We start from the raw sequence: 15,807 nt of genomic DNA, 5'->3' as shown, positions 1-15,807 counted from the left end.
CGGCACGGCGGTGGCGGGTCCGGCCGGGCGCGTGCGGGAAAAGCAGCGACGGGGAGGACGGCATGAGCGAGCGGTTGGCCGTGGTCAGTGGCGGCGGTACGGGGATCGGGGCGGCGGTGGCACGGTCGCTCGTCCTGGACGGGTGCTCGGTGCTGGTTCTGGGCCGGCGCGCGGAGGTGCTCAGTGCGACGGTCGAGCGGATCGGCGCCGAATGTGGCCGTCCCGAGGCGATCCGTGCCGTGACGGCGGACCTCACCGACCCGGACCAGGCGGCGAAGGTGGTCGAGGCGGTGGGTGGTCGGCCGGTCGACGTGCTTGTCAACAACGCCGGCGGCTACCACAGCGCGGAAAGTGACACGCTTGCCGGGATCGCCGCGAACTGGCGGGCGACCCTGGACACCAACGTGCTCACCGCGGTGCTGCTCACCGAGGCGCTGCGGCCGGCACTGCGCCGGCCCGGCGGTCGGGTGATCCTGATCAGCTCCATCGCCGCACAGCGCGGTGGCGGTGACGCGTACTCGGCGGCGAAGGCGGCGCTGCACGGCTGGGCGTACAGCCTCGCGGCCCAACTCGGGCCGGATCAGATCACGGTCAACGTGGTCAGCCCGGGCTACGTCGCGGAGACCGAGTTCTTCGACGGCCGGATGACCCCCGAGGGCCACGCGCAGCGGGTGGCCGCGACCCTGGTCGGCCGGGCCGGGGTGCCGGACGACGTCGCCGAGTCGGTGCGCTACCTGGCCAGCCCCGCCGCCGGCTACGTCACCGGGCAGGTGCTCGGCGTCAACGGGGGGTCGGTGTTCGGCCGCTGACCCGTCAGCCGTTCAGCAGGTCGTACGCGGCGTTCGGGGCCTGCTGGGCCTGCTCCTCGGTGAACGCGACGACGGCGGGGGCGGCACCGAAGTCGAAGTACTCGACCACGTACTCGGACGCCTTCTTCTTGCCGGCCGGCGGGATCTCCAGCGTCAGCGAGGACAGGTTGCCGTCCGCGCCGACCACCGCGCTGAGCGGAAGCTGCCCGTCGGTGTCGTCGAGCGCGGCCACGCCCTCCAGGGCGTCAGCCAGCTCCGGCACCACGGACAGGTCCACCACACCGGTGTACGTCCCGGGCTCACCGGCCTGGACATCGGAGGCCGCGCGGATGATCGCGTCGGCGTTGCCCGGGTCGGTGCCCTCGTAGGTGGGCAGCGAGTCCGGTCCCTCGATCTTCGCCGGATCCAGCTCCATCCACTTGGTTGGCAGCTTCATCAGCTTCTGGATGTCCTTGGCACCCTTGAAGTTGACCTTCATCCAGGTGCGTGACTCGACCATCCGGAAGGACATCTCAAGCGTGAAGTCCTTGTCCTTGGTGACCGTGTCGATGTCCATGCCCCGGTTCACCGGGTCGACCACCCCGGAGACGTCCCCGGACGAGTCGCTGGTGGTGAAGCGGAAGGCCGGGTCCTGCTCACCCGGCACGGCCGCCAGCAGCTCCTGCTTCGGGTCCGGCGGTGGTGGCGCCGCCGCCGGAGTGGCCTCGTCGTCGCAGCCGGCCACCACTGTCGCGGCCAGCAGGGCGGCGGCCACGGCCGCGAGACGGCGGGTCGTGGCGGTGGTGCCGGTTCGCTGAGTCATCTCGTCTCTCTCTCCGGTATCGAACGGGAATGGTAGAACACACTCCCGGACGCGGCCCGGCTCTGCCGCCGCGACGCTGGTAGAAACGTCGGATGGGCCAGGAACGGACGGTGGTACGGCAGCGGGCCGAGGCGGTGCTGCGGCGGCTGGCCGGCGCGCAGGCCCGGCTCCGCGAGGACCAGTGGCGGGCGATCGAGGCGCTGGTGGTGGACCGGCGTCGGGTGCTCTGCGTGCAGCGCACCGGGTGGGGCAAGTCGGCTGTGTACTTCGTGGCGACGGCGCTGTTGCGCGACCGCGACGGCCAGGGCGCCGGGGCCGGACCCACCGGCCCGACCGTGATCGTGTCGCCGTTGCTGGCCCTGATGCGGAACCAGGTCGACGCGGCGGCCCGGGCCGGCATCCGGGCCCGCACCATCAACTCGGCGAACCTGGACGAGTGGGACGCCATCACCGCCGAGATCCACGCCGGCACGGTGGACGTGCTGCTGATCAGCCCGGAACGGCTCAACAACCCGGACTTCCGGGACGCCGTACTGCCGAAGCTGGCCGCCACCACCGGTCTGCTGGTGGTCGACGAGGCGCACTGCGTGTCGGACTGGGGGCACGACTTCCGGCCGGACTACCGCCGGCTGCGCACCTTCCTCGGTAACCTGCCCGAGCGCACCCCGGTGCTCGCGACCACCGCCACCGCCAACGCCCGGGTGACCCGGGACGTGGCCGAGCAACTGGGCACCGAACCGACAGCGGCGGCCGGGCCGCGACCGGACGTCCTGGTGCTGCGCGGCAGCCTGGACCGGGAGTCGCTGCGGTTGGGCGTGCTCGACCTGCCCAGCCCGGCGCACCGGCTCGGTTGGCTCGCCGACCACCTGGACCGGCTCCCCGGTTCGGGCATCGTCTACACGTTGACGGTGGCCTCGGCGACCGAGACCGCCGAGTTCCTCCGCTCGCGCGGTTGGGCGGTGGCCGCGTACACCGGGCAGGCCGAGGACGCCGACCGCCGCGCCGCCGAGCAGGACCTGCTGGACAACAAGATCAAAGCCCTGGTGGCCACCAGCGCGCTCGGCATGGGTTTCGACAAGCCGGATCTCGGCTTCGTCGTGCATCTCGGCGCGCCGCCGTCGCCGATCGCGTACTACCAGCAGGTCGGCCGGGCCGGGCGGGCCGTCGAACATGCCGAGGTGCTGCTGTTGCCCGGTGCCGAGGACGCGGCCATCTGGCGGTACTTCGCCTCACTGGCCTTCCCGCCCGAGGAGCAGGTCCGCGCGGTGCTGGCCGCGCTGCACACCGACCGGCCGCTGTCCACGCAGGCCCTGGAGCCGCTGGTGGATCTGCGCCGGGCCCGGTTGGAACTGATGCTCAAGGTGCTCGACGTGGACGGCGCGGTCCGCCGGGTACGGGGCGGCTGGCTCGCCACCGGGGAGCCCTGGACCTACGACGAGGCCCGGTTGCGTCGCGTCGCCGCCGCCCGCACCGCCGAACAACAAGCCATGGTCGAGTACGCGGCGACGACCGGCTGCCGGATGCGCTACCTGCGCGAATGTCTGGACGATGCGGAGGCGGTCGACTGCGGCCGGTGTGACCGCTGCGCCGAGCCGCTGTTCCCGCCCGAGGTGTCGGCGGCCGCGCTGACCGCCGCGCAGACCTTCCTCGGCCGCCCCGGGGTGCAGGTCGCGCCGAAGAAGCTCTGGCCGACCGGGCTGGAGTCGGTCGGCGTACCCCTGAAGGGGCGCATCGCCCCGACGGACCAGGCATTGCCGGGCCGCGCCGTCGGCCGGCTGTCGGATCTCGGCTGGGGCGGTCGGCTGCGCGGGCTGGTCGGCCCGGACGCGCCGGACGGCCCGGTGCCCGACGACGTGGCCGCCGCCGTCGTCGAGGTGCTCAAGGCGTGGGCGCACGGTGACGACCCCTGGCCGGACCGCCCGGCCGGGGTGGTCGCGGTCGGCTCCCGGACCCGTCCGGCGCTTGTCGGTTCGCTGGCCGAGCGGATCGCCGCCGTCGGCCGGCTGCCGCTGCTCGGCCAGGTGATCCCCACCGGGTCGGTGGCCGCCGACGGTCCGCGCGGCAACAGCGCGCAGCGGGTACGCGCCCTGCACGGCACCCTCACCGTCCCCGACCGTCTCGCCGAGGCCGTCGCCGACCTGGACGGCCCGGTGCTGCTGGTGGACGACCTGGTCGACTCCGGCTGGACCATGACGATGGCGGCCCGGGAACTGCGCCGCGCCGGCGCCACCGGCGTGCTGCCGCTCGCACTCGCCGTCGCCGCCTGAGGATGCGACCGGAACCACGATCCGGTCGGCCCGCCGGGTGTCCGATTCGCCCGGCGGTACGGTGGGCGCATGGCTGACCAGGCACCCGACGCGCCCGCGCTCGGGTCGGTACGCACCACCGAGCGACCAGTCGCCGGTCAGGACTCCGGCGTGACGCCGGCCCGCCGGGCGCCTGCCGCGGCCTCGGCCGTACCGGATCGCGCCACGCTGCGGCTGGCGCTGGTGGTGGGCGGGCTCGTGCTGGCGGTGCTGCTCGGATTCGGGCTCGGGCGGATCAACGGGGGCGGTGGCCCCACGGCGGCCGGCGGCACCGACAGCGCGCTGGCCGATCACCCCCACGCCCCCGGCGCCGGCGCGCACTCGCACGGCGCCGACCAGGACGCGGCGGCCGAGGCCGGCGGTCTGGCCGTCAGCCGCGACGGCTACACCCTGGCCCCGATGACCGCCGAGTTCACCGTCGGTCAGGCAGGTGAGCTGCGATTCCAGATCCGGGACGGGCAGCGGCGGACGGTCACCCGGTTCGCGGTGGTGCACGACAAGCCGATGCACGTGATCGTGGTGCGTCGGGACCTGTCCGGCTATCAGCACCTGCATCCGACCATGGCGGTGGACGGCACCTGGTCGGTGCCGCTCACGCTGCCGTCGCCCGGCGTCTGGCGCGCGTACGCCGATTTCACCGCCGTCGCCGACGACGGCCGACAGACGGCGACGACGCTCGGGGTGGATCTGGTCGCGCCCGGCAGCTACACGCCTCGTGACCTGCCCACACCGGCGACCACGGCCAGGGCCGACGACTTCACCGTCACGTACCAGGGGGTTCCCCAGCCCGGGCTCACCGTGCCGGTCGACTTCCGGATCACGGGGGCGGACGGCGCCGGCCCGGCGCTGGAGCGCTACCTCGGCGCGTACGGTCACCTCGTCGCGTTGCGCGAGGGCGACCTCGGCTATCTGCACGTGCACCCGGAGGCGGAGCTGGCCGACGGGGCGATCCGGTTCTGGCTGACCACGCCGGGGCCCGGGCGGTACCGCCTCTACCTGGACTTCGCCACGGGGGGAGAGGTACGCACGGCAGAGTTCACGGTGTCGGTGCCTTAGGCCCTGTGTCAGCCCGCCGTCCGGCGCATCGGTGCGGCGGTGGGGTCCGCCGGCCGGCGGACCGGCCGGCGGGCGAGGTAGCGCAGCAGGTCGCGGATGTGGTGTTTCTCTTCGGCCGGCACCGCCGGATCCGCCAACCGTTGCAGGATCACCCGCACATCGGCCTCCACCGGGCCGTCGTCGCCACGTCGCCAGGACCCGGGGCCCGCGTCGGGCAGACCGAGAGCGCGGAAGGCAGCCGCCACCGGCAGATCGAGCGCGGCGCAGAAGCCTCGGACCTTTGCCAGTTCGGGATAGTCCTGCCAGTCACCGGCGAGCCAGCGGAAGACGGTCGAGCGACCGACGCCGGTATGGGCGGCCAGGTCGGTGACGGTCCAGCCGCGCTCCTCGCGGGCATCGTCGATGGCGCGGCGTACGAAACGCGCGAAGGCCATCTGCGGCGAAACCTCTGCCGAACCCATCCGGTGGGTCTTCCCTCCCGACCGGCACCCGACGGTGCGCTCTTCGAGAGTAGTACGGGAAGGGCGCTCGACAACTGACTGATCGACCAGACGATTCCGGTGGCGAGCCGCTAATCCGTCACACCGTGGGCGAAGCCTGCGTGAGCAGCGTCTCCAGCCGGGGTGTGACCTGCCACTGGGAGACCAGGTCCCGGTACTCCGTGCGCTGGGCGGCGGTCGGGTCGGCACCGGTTCGCCGGGCCCGGATGAGCAGGTTCCGGGGGGTGTGTGCGGAGTCGACGAACTCGACCACCTCGGCCCGGTAGCCGTGCAACCGGAGCAGCCCGGCACGCAGCGCGTCGGTGAGGACGTCCGCGAAGCGCTCCCGCAGGATGCCCTGCCGGGTGAGCAGGTCGTACGGCCCCGGTGCCGGCCGGTTACGCAGCTGCCTCGCGACGTCGTGGTGGCAGCACGGCGCGGCGAGCACCCAGCGGGCGTGCCAGCCCACCGCCCGGGCCAGCGCCTCATCGGTGGCGGTGTCGCAGGCGTGCAGTGCGAGCACCAGGTCGGGCGGTGGTTCGACAGCCGCGTCGGCGATCGTGCCGGCGACGAACCGCACCCGTCCGGCCCAGCCCAGCCGCTCGGCCAGCTCGGTGTTGCGGCGGCGCTGGTCGTCGCGCACGTCCACGCCGACCAGCTCGACGTCCAGGCCCGACCGGGACAGGTAGCGGTACGCGGCGAAGGTCAGGTACGCGTTGCCGCAACCCAGGTCCACCACCCGCAGCGGTCGGTCCAACTGCCCGGCCAGCCCGTCCGGAAGGGTGGCGGTCAGCGCCCGCAGGAACGCGTCCACCTGTCGTCGCTTGGCCGCCGAGCCGCCGATCTCGGCGAAGAGCGGATCGCCCGGATCGAGCAGGTACTCCTTGGTCCGGTCGTGCCCGGTCGCTGCCGCTGGAGCGGCCGACCGGCTCGCCGTGCTGCGGTGCACCTGGGCCTCGCCCGACTTGGTGACCCGCAGTTGCAGGGTGGCGTCGGCGGTCTCCACATGCCAGTTGCCGAACGGCTCGGCCAGCAGCGCCTCCACCGCGGCGTCCGCCTCCGGCCCCGGGCTCAGGTTTCGGGAGTGTGGCCGGGCTCCGTCGGAGGTGGAGATCTGCAACCGCTGACCGGCCTTGAGGGCGACGGGCCGCAGTTCGGCCCGGATCACCGAGGGACGCTGGCCGCGCCGCCGTCCGGCCGCCACGGCCCGGGTCAGGCTCGGTCCGAGCAGCATCGAGCGGACCTCGGCCAGGGCGGAGTCCAGTGGTTCGGGCATCGCTCCATCTTTCGGGGAGGGATTCGGCGGCATTCGTCAGCTGGCAGGCGGTCCACGACCCCTGCGCTGCCCATCCGCCAGCTCTGCTTCAACCGACGCACAGGTTCCGGCGCTTGGCCGGTGCGTGGAGTGAAGCAGAGCAAAGGGGCCGGACAGCAAGCACCGCCCGGGCGGCGACGGGTCGGCCAGTGGCACTGGCCGCTCTCCGCCGCCTCGGGCGGTACGTGGTCAGTCGGTGGTCGCCTCGGCCGGCGTACCGCTGTCGGCTGCGGCACCACGGCGGCGTCGGCGGCGGCGCGGGCGCGGAGTGGCCTCACCGGCGCCGTCCTCGCTGCGGTCGGTGGTCGCCTCGGCGGGGGTGCCGTCGACGGCCGTCGACACGGTCTCGGCGCCCGCCACCGCCTCGCCGGCCCGGCGACGCCGACGACGCCGGGGAGTACGAGTGCCTTCCTCGGCGTCACTCGCGGTGGCGTCGGTCGGCGTGGTGTCGGCACCGTCCTGCCGGCGACCGCTGCCGCCGCGTCCGCGCCCGCCCTCACCACGACCGCCCTCACCACGACCGCCGTCGCCGCGACTGCGGCGGCGAGTGCCACGCGGCTCGCCCCGCCGGGAGCGGCCACCACCCAGGTCCTCCTCGACCTCGGCGGCCAGTCCCGCACGGGTGCGTTCCGCGGTCGGCAGGGTGCCGGTGATCTCGGTGGAGATGTGCAGGTCCGTGTAGAGATGCGGCGAGGTGTGGTACGTCTCCGGCGGCTCGGGCATGTCCAGGCCGAGCGTCTTGTCGATGATCCGCCAGCGGGGCATGTCGTCCCAGTCGACGAAGGTCACCGCGACACCGGTCGCGCCGGCCCGACCGGTCCGGCCGATCCGGTGGGTGTAGGTGTCCTGGTCTTCCGGACAGTCGTAGTTGATCACGTGGGTGACGCCGCTGACGTCGATGCCCCGGGCTGCCACGTCGGTGGCGACCAGAGTGTCGATCTTTCCGGCCCGGAACGCCCGCAGGGCCCGCTCGCGGGCGCCCTGACCGAGGTCGCCGTGCACCGCCGCGACCGCGAAGCCACGGAAGTCCAGGTCCTCGGCGACGCGGTCGGCGGCCCGCTTGGTCCGGGTGAAGATGATGGTCAGGCCGCGGCTCTCCGCCTGGAGGATCCGGGCCACGATCTCGATCTTGTTCATCGAGTGGGTGCGGTAGACAAGCTGTTCCGTCTGCGGCGACGGGCCGGTCTCGGCGGTGTGCCCGGCGTGGATGGTGATCGGGTGGCGCAGGAAGCGTCGGGACAGCGTCACGATCGGATCCGGCATGGTCGCGGAGAAGAGCATGGTCTGCCGGTCCTCCGGCAGCATCGCCAGGATCCGCTCGACGTCGTCGAGGAAGCCGAGGTCGAGCATCCGGTCAGCCTCGTCCAGCACCAGTGCGCGTACCCCGTGCAGGCGCAGATGCTTCTGCTTGGCGAGATCCAGCAGGCGTCCCGGAGTGCCGACGAGGATCTCCACGCCCTTGCGCAACGCCTCGATCTGCGGCTCGTACGCGACGCCGCCGTAGATCGGCAGCACCCGTACGCCCCGGGTGCGGCTGGCAGCGGCGATGTCCTTGGCAACCTGGATGCCCAGCTCGCGGGTTGGTACGACGACCAGGGCCTGCGGCAGCCCGTCGCCGCCCTCGTCGGGTGCGAAGACCCGCTCCAGCAGCGGTACGCCGAAGCCCAGGGTCTTGCCGGTGCCGGTCGGCGCCTGCCCGATCAGGTCAGCTCCGCGCAGCGCGATCGGCAGTGCGTACTCCTGGATGGCGAAGGCGCGGGTGATGCCGGCCGCGGCCAGCGCGTCGACGGTCTCGGCGCGTGCGCCGAGCTCGGCGAAGGTCGGTGCCTCCGGTCGGACCGGGGCGGTCGGGGCCAGTTCCTGGCCGTCGATAATGTCTTGAATCGGCTCACTCATGTGGATTTGGGGGTGCCCTCTCGTGGGTGCGCCCCGTCATGTCCTCAGGGCGCGTTCGGTATGGCGCGGGCCACACGGTCGGCGGCAGAGAGCCGGGCGGACCGGGCCGCACGCGCGCCGTGGGTCGGACTTCGACCGGATCGGAGTTGACTCCAGCCGGATCGGCACCTACGGCAACTCCTCCATGCTACCTGAACGGGCCAAACAGCGTCCCGATTCCGCGGGGGCCGGTGGCGGCGCAAAGGTTTGTAAGTGACCTGTATCACACATTGTCGGGGTGGCGGGTTTCGCTCGGGCCTGCCGGTACCCCGGCCGGACGGTAGCCTGCGCACGTGTCCGCCCCCACCCCGCCCGGCCACGCCGTCGCCGACCTGCTCGGTCTGGTGGCCCTCGGTGAACTGCTCGCTTTCGACCGGATGGCGGCCGACGCCCGGCTCGCTCCCGACCTGCGCCGCCGGGCAGCTTTGAGTGAGATGGCAGCTGCCGAGATCGCCAACTACCGGCGGGTGGCCGACCGGCTCACCGCGCTCGGCGTGCCGCCCGACGACGCGATGGCGGCGTACGTCATGCCGTTGCAGGCGTACCACGACTCGACCGAGCCTCGCGACTGGGCGGAGGCGGTCACCAAGGCGTACGTCGGTGACGCGATCACCGATGACTTCCTTCGGGGGATCGCGGTCGCGCTGGGAGAGCCCGACCGTCAGCTGGTCCTCGACGTGCTGCACGAGTCGCGGTACGCGGAGTTCGCCGCCGCCGAGATCCGGCTGGCCGTGGAGGCCGATCCGACCGTGGCGGGCCGGCTGTCGATGTGGGCGCGACGTCTGGTCGGCGAGGCGCTGTCCCAGGCGGGGCGGGTCGCCACCGCCGACCATGGGGCCCTCACCATGCTGATCGCCGCGGGTGGTGACGTCGACGTGGCGGAATTGTTCCGGCGGCTGACCGCTGCGCACACCGCGCGGATGGCCGCCGTCGGGCTCAACAACTGAGTTGGGCGCAACGACTGAGCAGAGACCGGCAACAGGGCGGTGCGGCGGGACAGCCCGCCCCGCCGGTCCTGTCGCCGGTCGGTCAGAACGTCAGCGGACGGTGAAACCGACCGCCCGAGGGGATGCCTCGGCGATCTCGACGTAGGCGACCTTGCCGACCGGCACGATCACCCGCCGCCCCTTCTCGTCGGTCAGGGAGAGAGTGCCCTCGCCCCTGGCGACGGCGTCGGTCACGATCCGCTCGATCTCGGCCGGCGACTGTGCGCTCTCCAGGACCAGCTCGCGCGGCGCGTACTGCACGCCGATCTTGACCTCCACTGTGCCTCCTCCATCGGGCGAAATGGCCGCCCTGCGAAGGCTATCCGATCACAAGGTCGAAGGTCAGGCTGACTCACCTTGCAGCGGGAAGCTGGCGATGCCCCGCCAGGACAGCGCCGCGACCAACGCCTCGGCCTCGGCCTTGGGTACCTGGCGGCCGCCGGCCAGCCAGAACTGCGCGGCGGTCTCGGCCGCGCCCACCAGGCCCGAGGCGAGCAGTTCGGCGTGCGCCCGGCTGACCCCGGTGTCGGAGATGATCGTGTCGGTGATCGCCGCGATGCAGCCCTGCTCGACCCGCTCCACGCGTTGCCGCACGGCCGGATCGTTGCGCAGATCCGACTCGAAGACCAGGCGGAAGGCTTCGCTCTCGTGATCGACGAAGTCGAAGTACGCCCGCACCGACGCGCTGACCCGCTCCTTGTTGTCGGTGGTGCTCGCCATGGCGTCGTGCACCTTGGCGACGATCGCGTCACAATGCGTGTCGAGCAACGCGAGATAGAGCTCCATCTTGCCGGGGAAGTGTTGGTACAGCACCGGCTTGGAGACCCCGGCCCGCTCGGCGATGTCGTCCATGGCCGCAGCGTGGTAACCCTGCGCGACGAACACCTCCTGAGCAGCGGCAAGTAGCTGCTTGCGGCGCGCCGAACGGGGCAGGCGCGTGGGTCGGCCGGCGGTCTGGGCGCCGTTCCCCACAGCGGTCATGGGAACCTCCGAGGTTGTCGTACGGGCCGGCATATCACCCGAACCCGGTCGGGGCCCCTCGGCCCCTCGCGGAATTGGCCCGCCGCTGTAACTTATCGCCACTGTCGCCACACGGTAGCCTCAGCGGGGGCGACCAAGGAGCGCGCGGTGAGTGAAACAGGGCAACCCGGTGCCGCCACCCCGGGAGAGCACGGCGACGGGACGGGTCAGCGCGATGACCTGGCCCGTTCCGGCAACGGGTGGGGTCCGCCACCGGTCGACTGGTCGTGGGGGCCCGAGGTCGTGCCCGGTTCCGAAGCGACCAGGCCGCGGCCGGAGTCCCCGTCCGGTTGGGCCACCGCCTCGTCACGCCATGCCGACCTGCCCGCTCCTGTCGGTGAGCAGGCGGAGCCGGAGCGGCCCGTGCGGGTCAACGGCAACCACGTCAACGGCCACCGAACGAACGGCACGCCCGTCGCGGACCAGACGCCGGCCAACCGGCATGCCCCGGTCAGCGCCCCGCCCGGCCTGCACGGGCCGGGTCAGGACCCCGGCAAGGACCGGCTTGTCGTACCGGCCCCACGCCCGGCGCCGTCCGGCGAGTTGCCGGTGACCACCGGCACCGGTCTGCCGACCTCGTCGCCCCCGGCCGTGCAGGTGCCGCCCGTCGGCACCGCTCCCTCCGGCTTCGAGATGCCACCCGGCCTGCACGCGCCCACCGCCGAACGGTCCGGTCAGGGCCCGACGGGTGGCCGGCAGCAGAGTTGGGACGAGGGCTTCCCGCCGGAGTCGGTCGGCGAGCCCTGGCCGACCGCGCCGGTCACCGATCAGGCCGGCGGGCCGGCCGACCACCCTTCGGGCGGCGCCGACCAGCCTGCCCGCTGGTCGCCCGCCGACCAGCCCGCCGGTGATGCGGACCGACCCAGCTGGGCCCAGCCCGGCCCGGCTCGCGACTGGGCGCCGCCGTGGGCGCGCGACGACGGTGAGTCCGCCGACCGTCGGTCCCGTGAGGCGCCGGCCCGGAACTGGGCCAGCGAGCCCAACCGCCCGTACGAGCCGGTCCGCGCCGAGCCGACCCGCCCGTACGAGCCGGTCCGTGCGGAGCGGCCCCGGCCGTACGAGACCCGCCGGGATGCCGAGCCTGCGGAGGGCGAGTCGCCCACCGCGCCCGAGCCCGGGGACACGCCGGCCGCCGTCGACCCGACCAGCGCACCCCCGTTCCCGCAACCGCCCTCGTGGGCGCGTGCGCCCGAGGTGCCGCCGGCCGAGGAGCGTCCGTCCTGGGCGCTGCCCCCGGCCAGCGGCGATCCGACAAGCGCCCCGCCGGCCCCCCAGCGGCCGTCGTGGGCGCGTGCGCCGGAGTCGCCGCCGGCGGAGCAACGTCCGTCCTGGGCGCTGCCGCCGGTCAGCGGCGCACCGGCGAACGAGGGCCTGCCCTGGGGTACGCGGAACGAGGAGGCCCCGTCCTGGGGCAACCGGTCCGGCGGCCAGCCGACCGACGAGCGTCTGCCGTGGGCGCTGCATCCGGCCAGTTCCCCGCCGGCCGGCACGCCATCCGGTGCGGTCGATCCGACCAGCGCTCCACCGGCCGGAACCCGGTCGACCGCCCCCATCGGCAGCGCGGCGCAGCCTGACCCGCCGAGTCGGCGGGAAACCCTCGATCCCGGCTCGACGCCACCGGTCGCCGAGGCCCGGTCGGCCGCCGATCCGCCCGGGTATCGTCCGTTCCGGCTGCGGCCGGTTCCGGACGAGCCGACAGCCACGCCCGTCTCTGCTCCCGCCCCGCCGGATCCGATCACCGGGCCGGCCGCGACCGACCAGGTTCCGGGTGAGCCCGGCCGCCGCGAGCGCACCCCCTCTGCGCCCGTCCCGACGAGTGCAGCCCCCTATGCGGCACGCCGGTCCGCGCCCGATCCGGTGCCGTCGACCGAGTCGGCCGGTGACCGATCGCAGGACAGCACCACGGCCGTGTTGCCGCAGCGCGTCCCTGCCGAACCGGACGTGCCCGTCGTGCCGGAGCCGCCAGCCGTGGAGCCACCCGCCGAAACCCCGGAACTCGCCCGGACCGCCACTCATCTCCGCCGTGACGACGAGCCGGCCACGCTGCGGGACCGGCCGGAGGGCTTCGACGTCAACGCGATCCTCGCCGCTGTCCGAGGAGTCGAGGGCGTCCGCGACGCCGCCCTGCGGCGTACCCCCGCCGGGGCGCACAGCCTGCGCCTCGACCTCGCCGACGGGGCCGACCCGGCCGAAGTGAGCCGACACGTCGCTCGCCTGTTGCAGGAGCGGATGGGGCTGGCCGCGGCACCGCGTGGCCTGCCCGGAGTGCCCGCTGCGCCGGTGCGTCGACGCGCTGCGGAGAGCCGGAGCGAGGCGGGTGAGACGCGTCCGGTCGCCGAGCCGCGGCGTCCGTCCGCCCGACCCGGTGGCACTCGGACGGAGGCTCCGCCGAGCCGGCCGGAGACCGTGCCGGAGACGACCCGGCGGCGCCGGCAGTCCCCGACTCCGCACCGGGGCCGGGCGGTAGTGGACGAGTCGGGTGTGCCGGGCAGTCCGGCGACCCTCGGTGCCTCCTACTCCGGCGGGCAACTCACCACGACCGAGTCCGCGCCGTCCCGGCCGCTGGACACCGGCGGGGTGCCGGGCCCCCGGGTGGTACTCGACCACGTCCAGGTGAGTACGTTCGGGCTGGACGCCAACGTCGAGGTCCGGCTGGTCGCGGGCGATCACAACGCCTCGGGGTACGCCACCGGACCCGCCGTGGACGGCTTCGTGCTGCGGTTGTGCGGCGTCGCGGCGGCGGCGGCGATCGACGAGCTGCTCTGTGCCGCCGTTCCCACCGCGGAACGTGGACGGTGCTTCGTGGAGCACGCCGCGGTGGTGCCGTTCGGCAACTGCGAGGTGGCCACCGTGGTGGTGCTGCTGGTCTGCGACGGCTGGGTCGAGCAGTTGGCCGGTTCCGCGCTGGTGGCCGGCGATCCCCGGCAGGCGGTGGTACGCGCCACCCTGGCCGCCGTCAACCGTCGGCTGGAGGCGCTGCTGGCGTGAGCCGTTCCAGGCAGACTGGAACGGTGAAGCCTGCCACCCTCTGGCCCGAAGGGCTGCTGCCCGCCCACTCGGTTCCGCCGCCCTGGCCGGGGCGCGAGGTGCGACTCGACGGAGCGGTCACCTACGTCCGGGAGACGCCGGCCACCGGCCCCGACGCCGAACCAGCGTTGTACGTGCACGGCCTGGGCGGCTCGTCGCAGAACTGGACCGACCTGGCCGGCCTGCTCGCCGAGCGGCTGGACGGTCAGGCGATCGACCTGCCCGGCTTCGGCCGCAGCGAGCCGGGCCGGCGCTACACGGTGCCGGTCTTCGCGGACCGGGTGATCCGTTGGATCGAGCACTCCGACCGTGGGCCGGTGCACCTGCTCGGCAACTCGCTGGGCGGTGCGATCTCGGTACGGGTGGCCGCCCTCCGGCCGGATCTGGTCCGGACACTGACCCTGGTGTCGCCGGCCCTGCCGTTCCTCGACTTCCGCCGGTCGTTGCAGGGACGGATGCTGCCGCTGCTGGCGATCCCCCGGGGCGAACGGGTGGCCGCCTGGCGGCTGGCCCAGCTCGCGCCCGAGGTGATGGCCCAGCAGGTCATGGAGGCGTGCGTGGCCGATCTCAGCCGGATCAGCGACCAGCGTAGGCGCGAGGCGCTGGAAGAGATCCGGGTCCGCTACGAGGCGGAGCACTACGCGGCGGCGTACGTGCGGACCTTTCGTGGCCTGGTGTCCAGCTTCGTGCGGTCGTACCTGCCCGGGTCGGGCTCGCTGTGGCGGATGGCCGGTACGGTGCGGGCACCGTCGCTGGTCATCGGGGGACGGCAGGACCGGCTGGTCGACGTGCGGGTGGCGCCGCAGGCCGCCCGGGTGATCCCGGACAGCCGCCTCCTGATGATCAACGGTGTCGGTCACGTGGCTCAACTTGAGGTGCCGCGCCTGGTGGCCCGGGCCGTGCTCGGGCTGCTCGCCGAGACTGGGGAACCCGCCCGCCGGGCCGACCTGGCAGGATGACCGGGTGCACAGCCCTGGTAGCCGTCTTCGATCGGCGCATTCCGCTGGCCGTCATGCCGTCCGGCGGGGCCGCGATGGTCAGACGGCGGACCGGACCGTGTCCGACGGGGGCGGGCGGCGTCGTCGGCGGCCCGGGACGGGTGCGCTGATCCGGCTGGCGGTGCTGGTGGCCGCCGTCGGTGCCGTGGTGACGATGGTGGCCGGCGGCACCGGTGTGGGCTCGGGGGCGGCCGACGAGGTCGACCCGGTGGGGTCCGGGCCGCCCGTGGCCCCGTCGTCCGTGGCACCTGTTGAGACGCCGTCGCCGGTGGCGGTGTCCCCGTCGCCCGCGCCACCGGTTCTGCAGGAGCCCGGTTCGATCCCGTCGACCGGCCCGGGTCGGTTCGGCTATGACGACCGGACCGGCCCGGTGCTGGGTACGGCCGGTGACCTCCGGCGTTACCGGGTGGCGGTGGAGTCCGGCGCCGGCGTGGACGCGGGCGAGTTCGCCCTGGCGGTGCGGACGGCGCTGGCCGGCCCGGGCAGCTGGGTGGACGGCGACCGGCTGCGGCTGCGGCAGGTCGAGCGCAGCGCTCGTCACGACTTCACCGTCTACCTGGCCACGGCCGGGACGGCGGGCCGGATGTGCGCGGCCGGAGGTGTGGACATCCGGGTCGGTGGCCGGCCGTACACCTCCTGCCGCGCGCCGGGGAAAGTGATCATCAACCTGGATCGGTGGCGGCTGTCGGTGCCGCACTTCGTCGAGGCCGACGTGCCGCTGTCGCTGTACCGGACGTACGTGGTCAATCACGAGGTCGGGCACGAGTTGGGCAACCGGCACGAGCGCTGCCCGGGGCGTGGCAAGCCGGCGCCGGTGATGATGCAGCAGACGCTCTTCCTCAAGGGGTGCGTCGCGAACCCGTGGCCGTATCTGGACGGCCGGCGGTACGCGGGCCCGCCGCTCTGAGCGGATCCATGCGGAGCGCACCCAGTCGATCAAAATGTGGTGATGCGCCGGAATAAGGTGCGACGATGGCGTCATGCCCTCTTCACCCCTTTGGCGCGATTGTCGGCGCTCGGGCGGCCCGCCGGAGCCCGACGATCGGCACTGCGGGCCGCTGGTCCCGTACCGGG

At 73.6% G+C, this 15,807-nt stretch carries 12 protein-coding genes and 1 pseudogene; 7 read left to right on the top strand and 6 right to left on the bottom strand.

What is annotated here, in order from left to right; genetic code table 11:
- Positions 1 to 62 precede the first annotated feature (62 nt).
- Positions 63 to 809 (top strand): SDR family NAD(P)-dependent oxidoreductase, encoded by a 747-nt coding sequence (locus ACN26Z_RS28065; RefSeq protein WP_421464108.1) that lies wholly within the window; start codon positions 63 to 65, stop codon positions 807 to 809.
- A 4-nt stretch (positions 810 to 813) separates the two neighbouring features.
- On the opposite strand, the gene ACN26Z_RS28060 is transcribed toward ACN26Z_RS28065, so the two are convergent.
- Complete coding sequence (locus ACN26Z_RS28060; protein WP_282236783.1) at positions 814 to 1,611, bottom strand: hypothetical protein; 798 nt, start codon at positions 1,609 to 1,611, stop codon at positions 814 to 816.
- Positions 1,612 to 1,703: 92 nt separating this feature from the next.
- On the opposite strand from ACN26Z_RS28060, the gene ACN26Z_RS28055 reads away from it, so the two are divergent.
- The gene (locus ACN26Z_RS28055) at positions 1,704 to 3,878 is read left to right on the top strand and encodes a DEAD/DEAH box helicase (protein ID WP_421464106.1); all 2,175 of its coding nucleotides are present in this window, start codon (positions 1,704 to 1,706) and stop codon (positions 3,876 to 3,878) included.
- A gap of 69 nt (positions 3,879 to 3,947) precedes the next feature.
- Positions 3,948 to 4,973 carry a hypothetical protein gene (locus tag ACN26Z_RS28050; protein WP_421464104.1) on the top strand — a complete coding sequence of 342 codons (1,026 nt, stop codon included), beginning with the start codon at positions 3,948 to 3,950 and terminating at the stop codon, positions 4,971 to 4,973.
- An 8-nt stretch (positions 4,974 to 4,981) separates the two neighbouring features.
- Here ACN26Z_RS28050 and ACN26Z_RS28045 read toward each other — a convergent pair whose 3' ends face one another.
- From ACN26Z_RS28045 to ACN26Z_RS28035, 3 genes are all read right to left on the bottom strand, one after another.
- On the bottom strand, positions 4,982 to 5,434 hold the full coding sequence (locus ACN26Z_RS28045; RefSeq protein WP_210937859.1) for a helix-turn-helix domain-containing protein: 453 nt from the start codon (positions 5,432 to 5,434) through the stop codon (positions 4,982 to 4,984).
- 118 nt (positions 5,435 to 5,552) lie between these two features.
- Positions 5,553 to 6,728 carry a class I SAM-dependent methyltransferase gene (locus ACN26Z_RS28040; protein ID WP_421464102.1) on the bottom strand — a complete coding sequence of 392 codons (1,176 nt, stop codon included), beginning with the start codon at positions 6,726 to 6,728 and terminating at the stop codon, positions 5,553 to 5,555.
- 228 nt (positions 6,729 to 6,956) lie between these two features.
- On the bottom strand, positions 6,957 to 8,663 hold the full coding sequence (locus ACN26Z_RS28035; RefSeq protein ID WP_282236787.1) for a DEAD/DEAH box helicase: 1,707 nt from the start codon (positions 8,661 to 8,663) through the stop codon (positions 6,957 to 6,959).
- Positions 8,664 to 8,995: 332 nt separating this feature from the next.
- Between ACN26Z_RS28035 and ACN26Z_RS28030 the strand changes: the two genes are divergently transcribed.
- On the top strand, positions 8,996 to 9,649 hold the full coding sequence (locus tag ACN26Z_RS28030) for a ferritin-like fold-containing protein (RefSeq protein ID WP_282236788.1): 654 nt from the start codon (positions 8,996 to 8,998) through the stop codon (positions 9,647 to 9,649).
- A 90-nt stretch (positions 9,650 to 9,739) separates the two neighbouring features.
- Here ACN26Z_RS28030 and ACN26Z_RS28025 read toward each other — a convergent pair whose 3' ends face one another.
- Together ACN26Z_RS28025 and ACN26Z_RS28020 are read right to left on the bottom strand one after the other, a co-directional pair.
- On the bottom strand, positions 9,740 to 9,967 hold the full coding sequence (locus ACN26Z_RS28025; RefSeq protein WP_093403539.1) for a DUF3107 domain-containing protein: 228 nt from the start codon (positions 9,965 to 9,967) through the stop codon (positions 9,740 to 9,742).
- 63 nt (positions 9,968 to 10,030) lie between these two features.
- The gene (locus ACN26Z_RS28020; protein ID WP_093403541.1) at positions 10,031 to 10,669 is read right to left on the bottom strand and encodes a TetR/AcrR family transcriptional regulator; all 639 of its coding nucleotides are present in this window, start codon (positions 10,667 to 10,669) and stop codon (positions 10,031 to 10,033) included.
- 1,386 nt (positions 10,670 to 12,055) lie between these two features.
- Here ACN26Z_RS28020 and ACN26Z_RS28015 point away from each other — a divergent pair.
- The 3 genes and pseudogenes from ACN26Z_RS28015 to ACN26Z_RS28005 all read left to right on the top strand — a co-directional run.
- A pseudogene (locus ACN26Z_RS28015) lies at positions 12,056 to 13,696 on the top strand (hypothetical protein); the annotation flags it as partial.
- Positions 13,697 to 13,719: 23 nt separating this feature from the next.
- The gene (locus ACN26Z_RS28010; protein WP_093403545.1) at positions 13,720 to 14,694 is read left to right on the top strand and encodes an alpha/beta fold hydrolase; all 975 of its coding nucleotides are present in this window, start codon (positions 13,720 to 13,722) and stop codon (positions 14,692 to 14,694) included.
- A 97-nt stretch (positions 14,695 to 14,791) separates the two neighbouring features.
- Positions 14,792 to 15,640, top strand: coding sequence for a DUF3152 domain-containing protein (locus ACN26Z_RS28005; RefSeq protein ID WP_421464098.1), 849 nt, complete (start codon positions 14,792 to 14,794; stop codon positions 15,638 to 15,640).
- Positions 15,641 to 15,807 lie beyond the last annotated feature (167 nt).

Origin of the sequence: Verrucosispora sp. WMMD703, from assembly GCF_049178935.1 — a bacterium.
Taxonomy (GTDB): Bacteria; Actinomycetota; Actinomycetes; order Mycobacteriales; family Micromonosporaceae; genus Micromonospora; species Micromonospora sediminimaris.
This window is presented reverse-complemented; position numbering and strand designations above follow the sequence as displayed.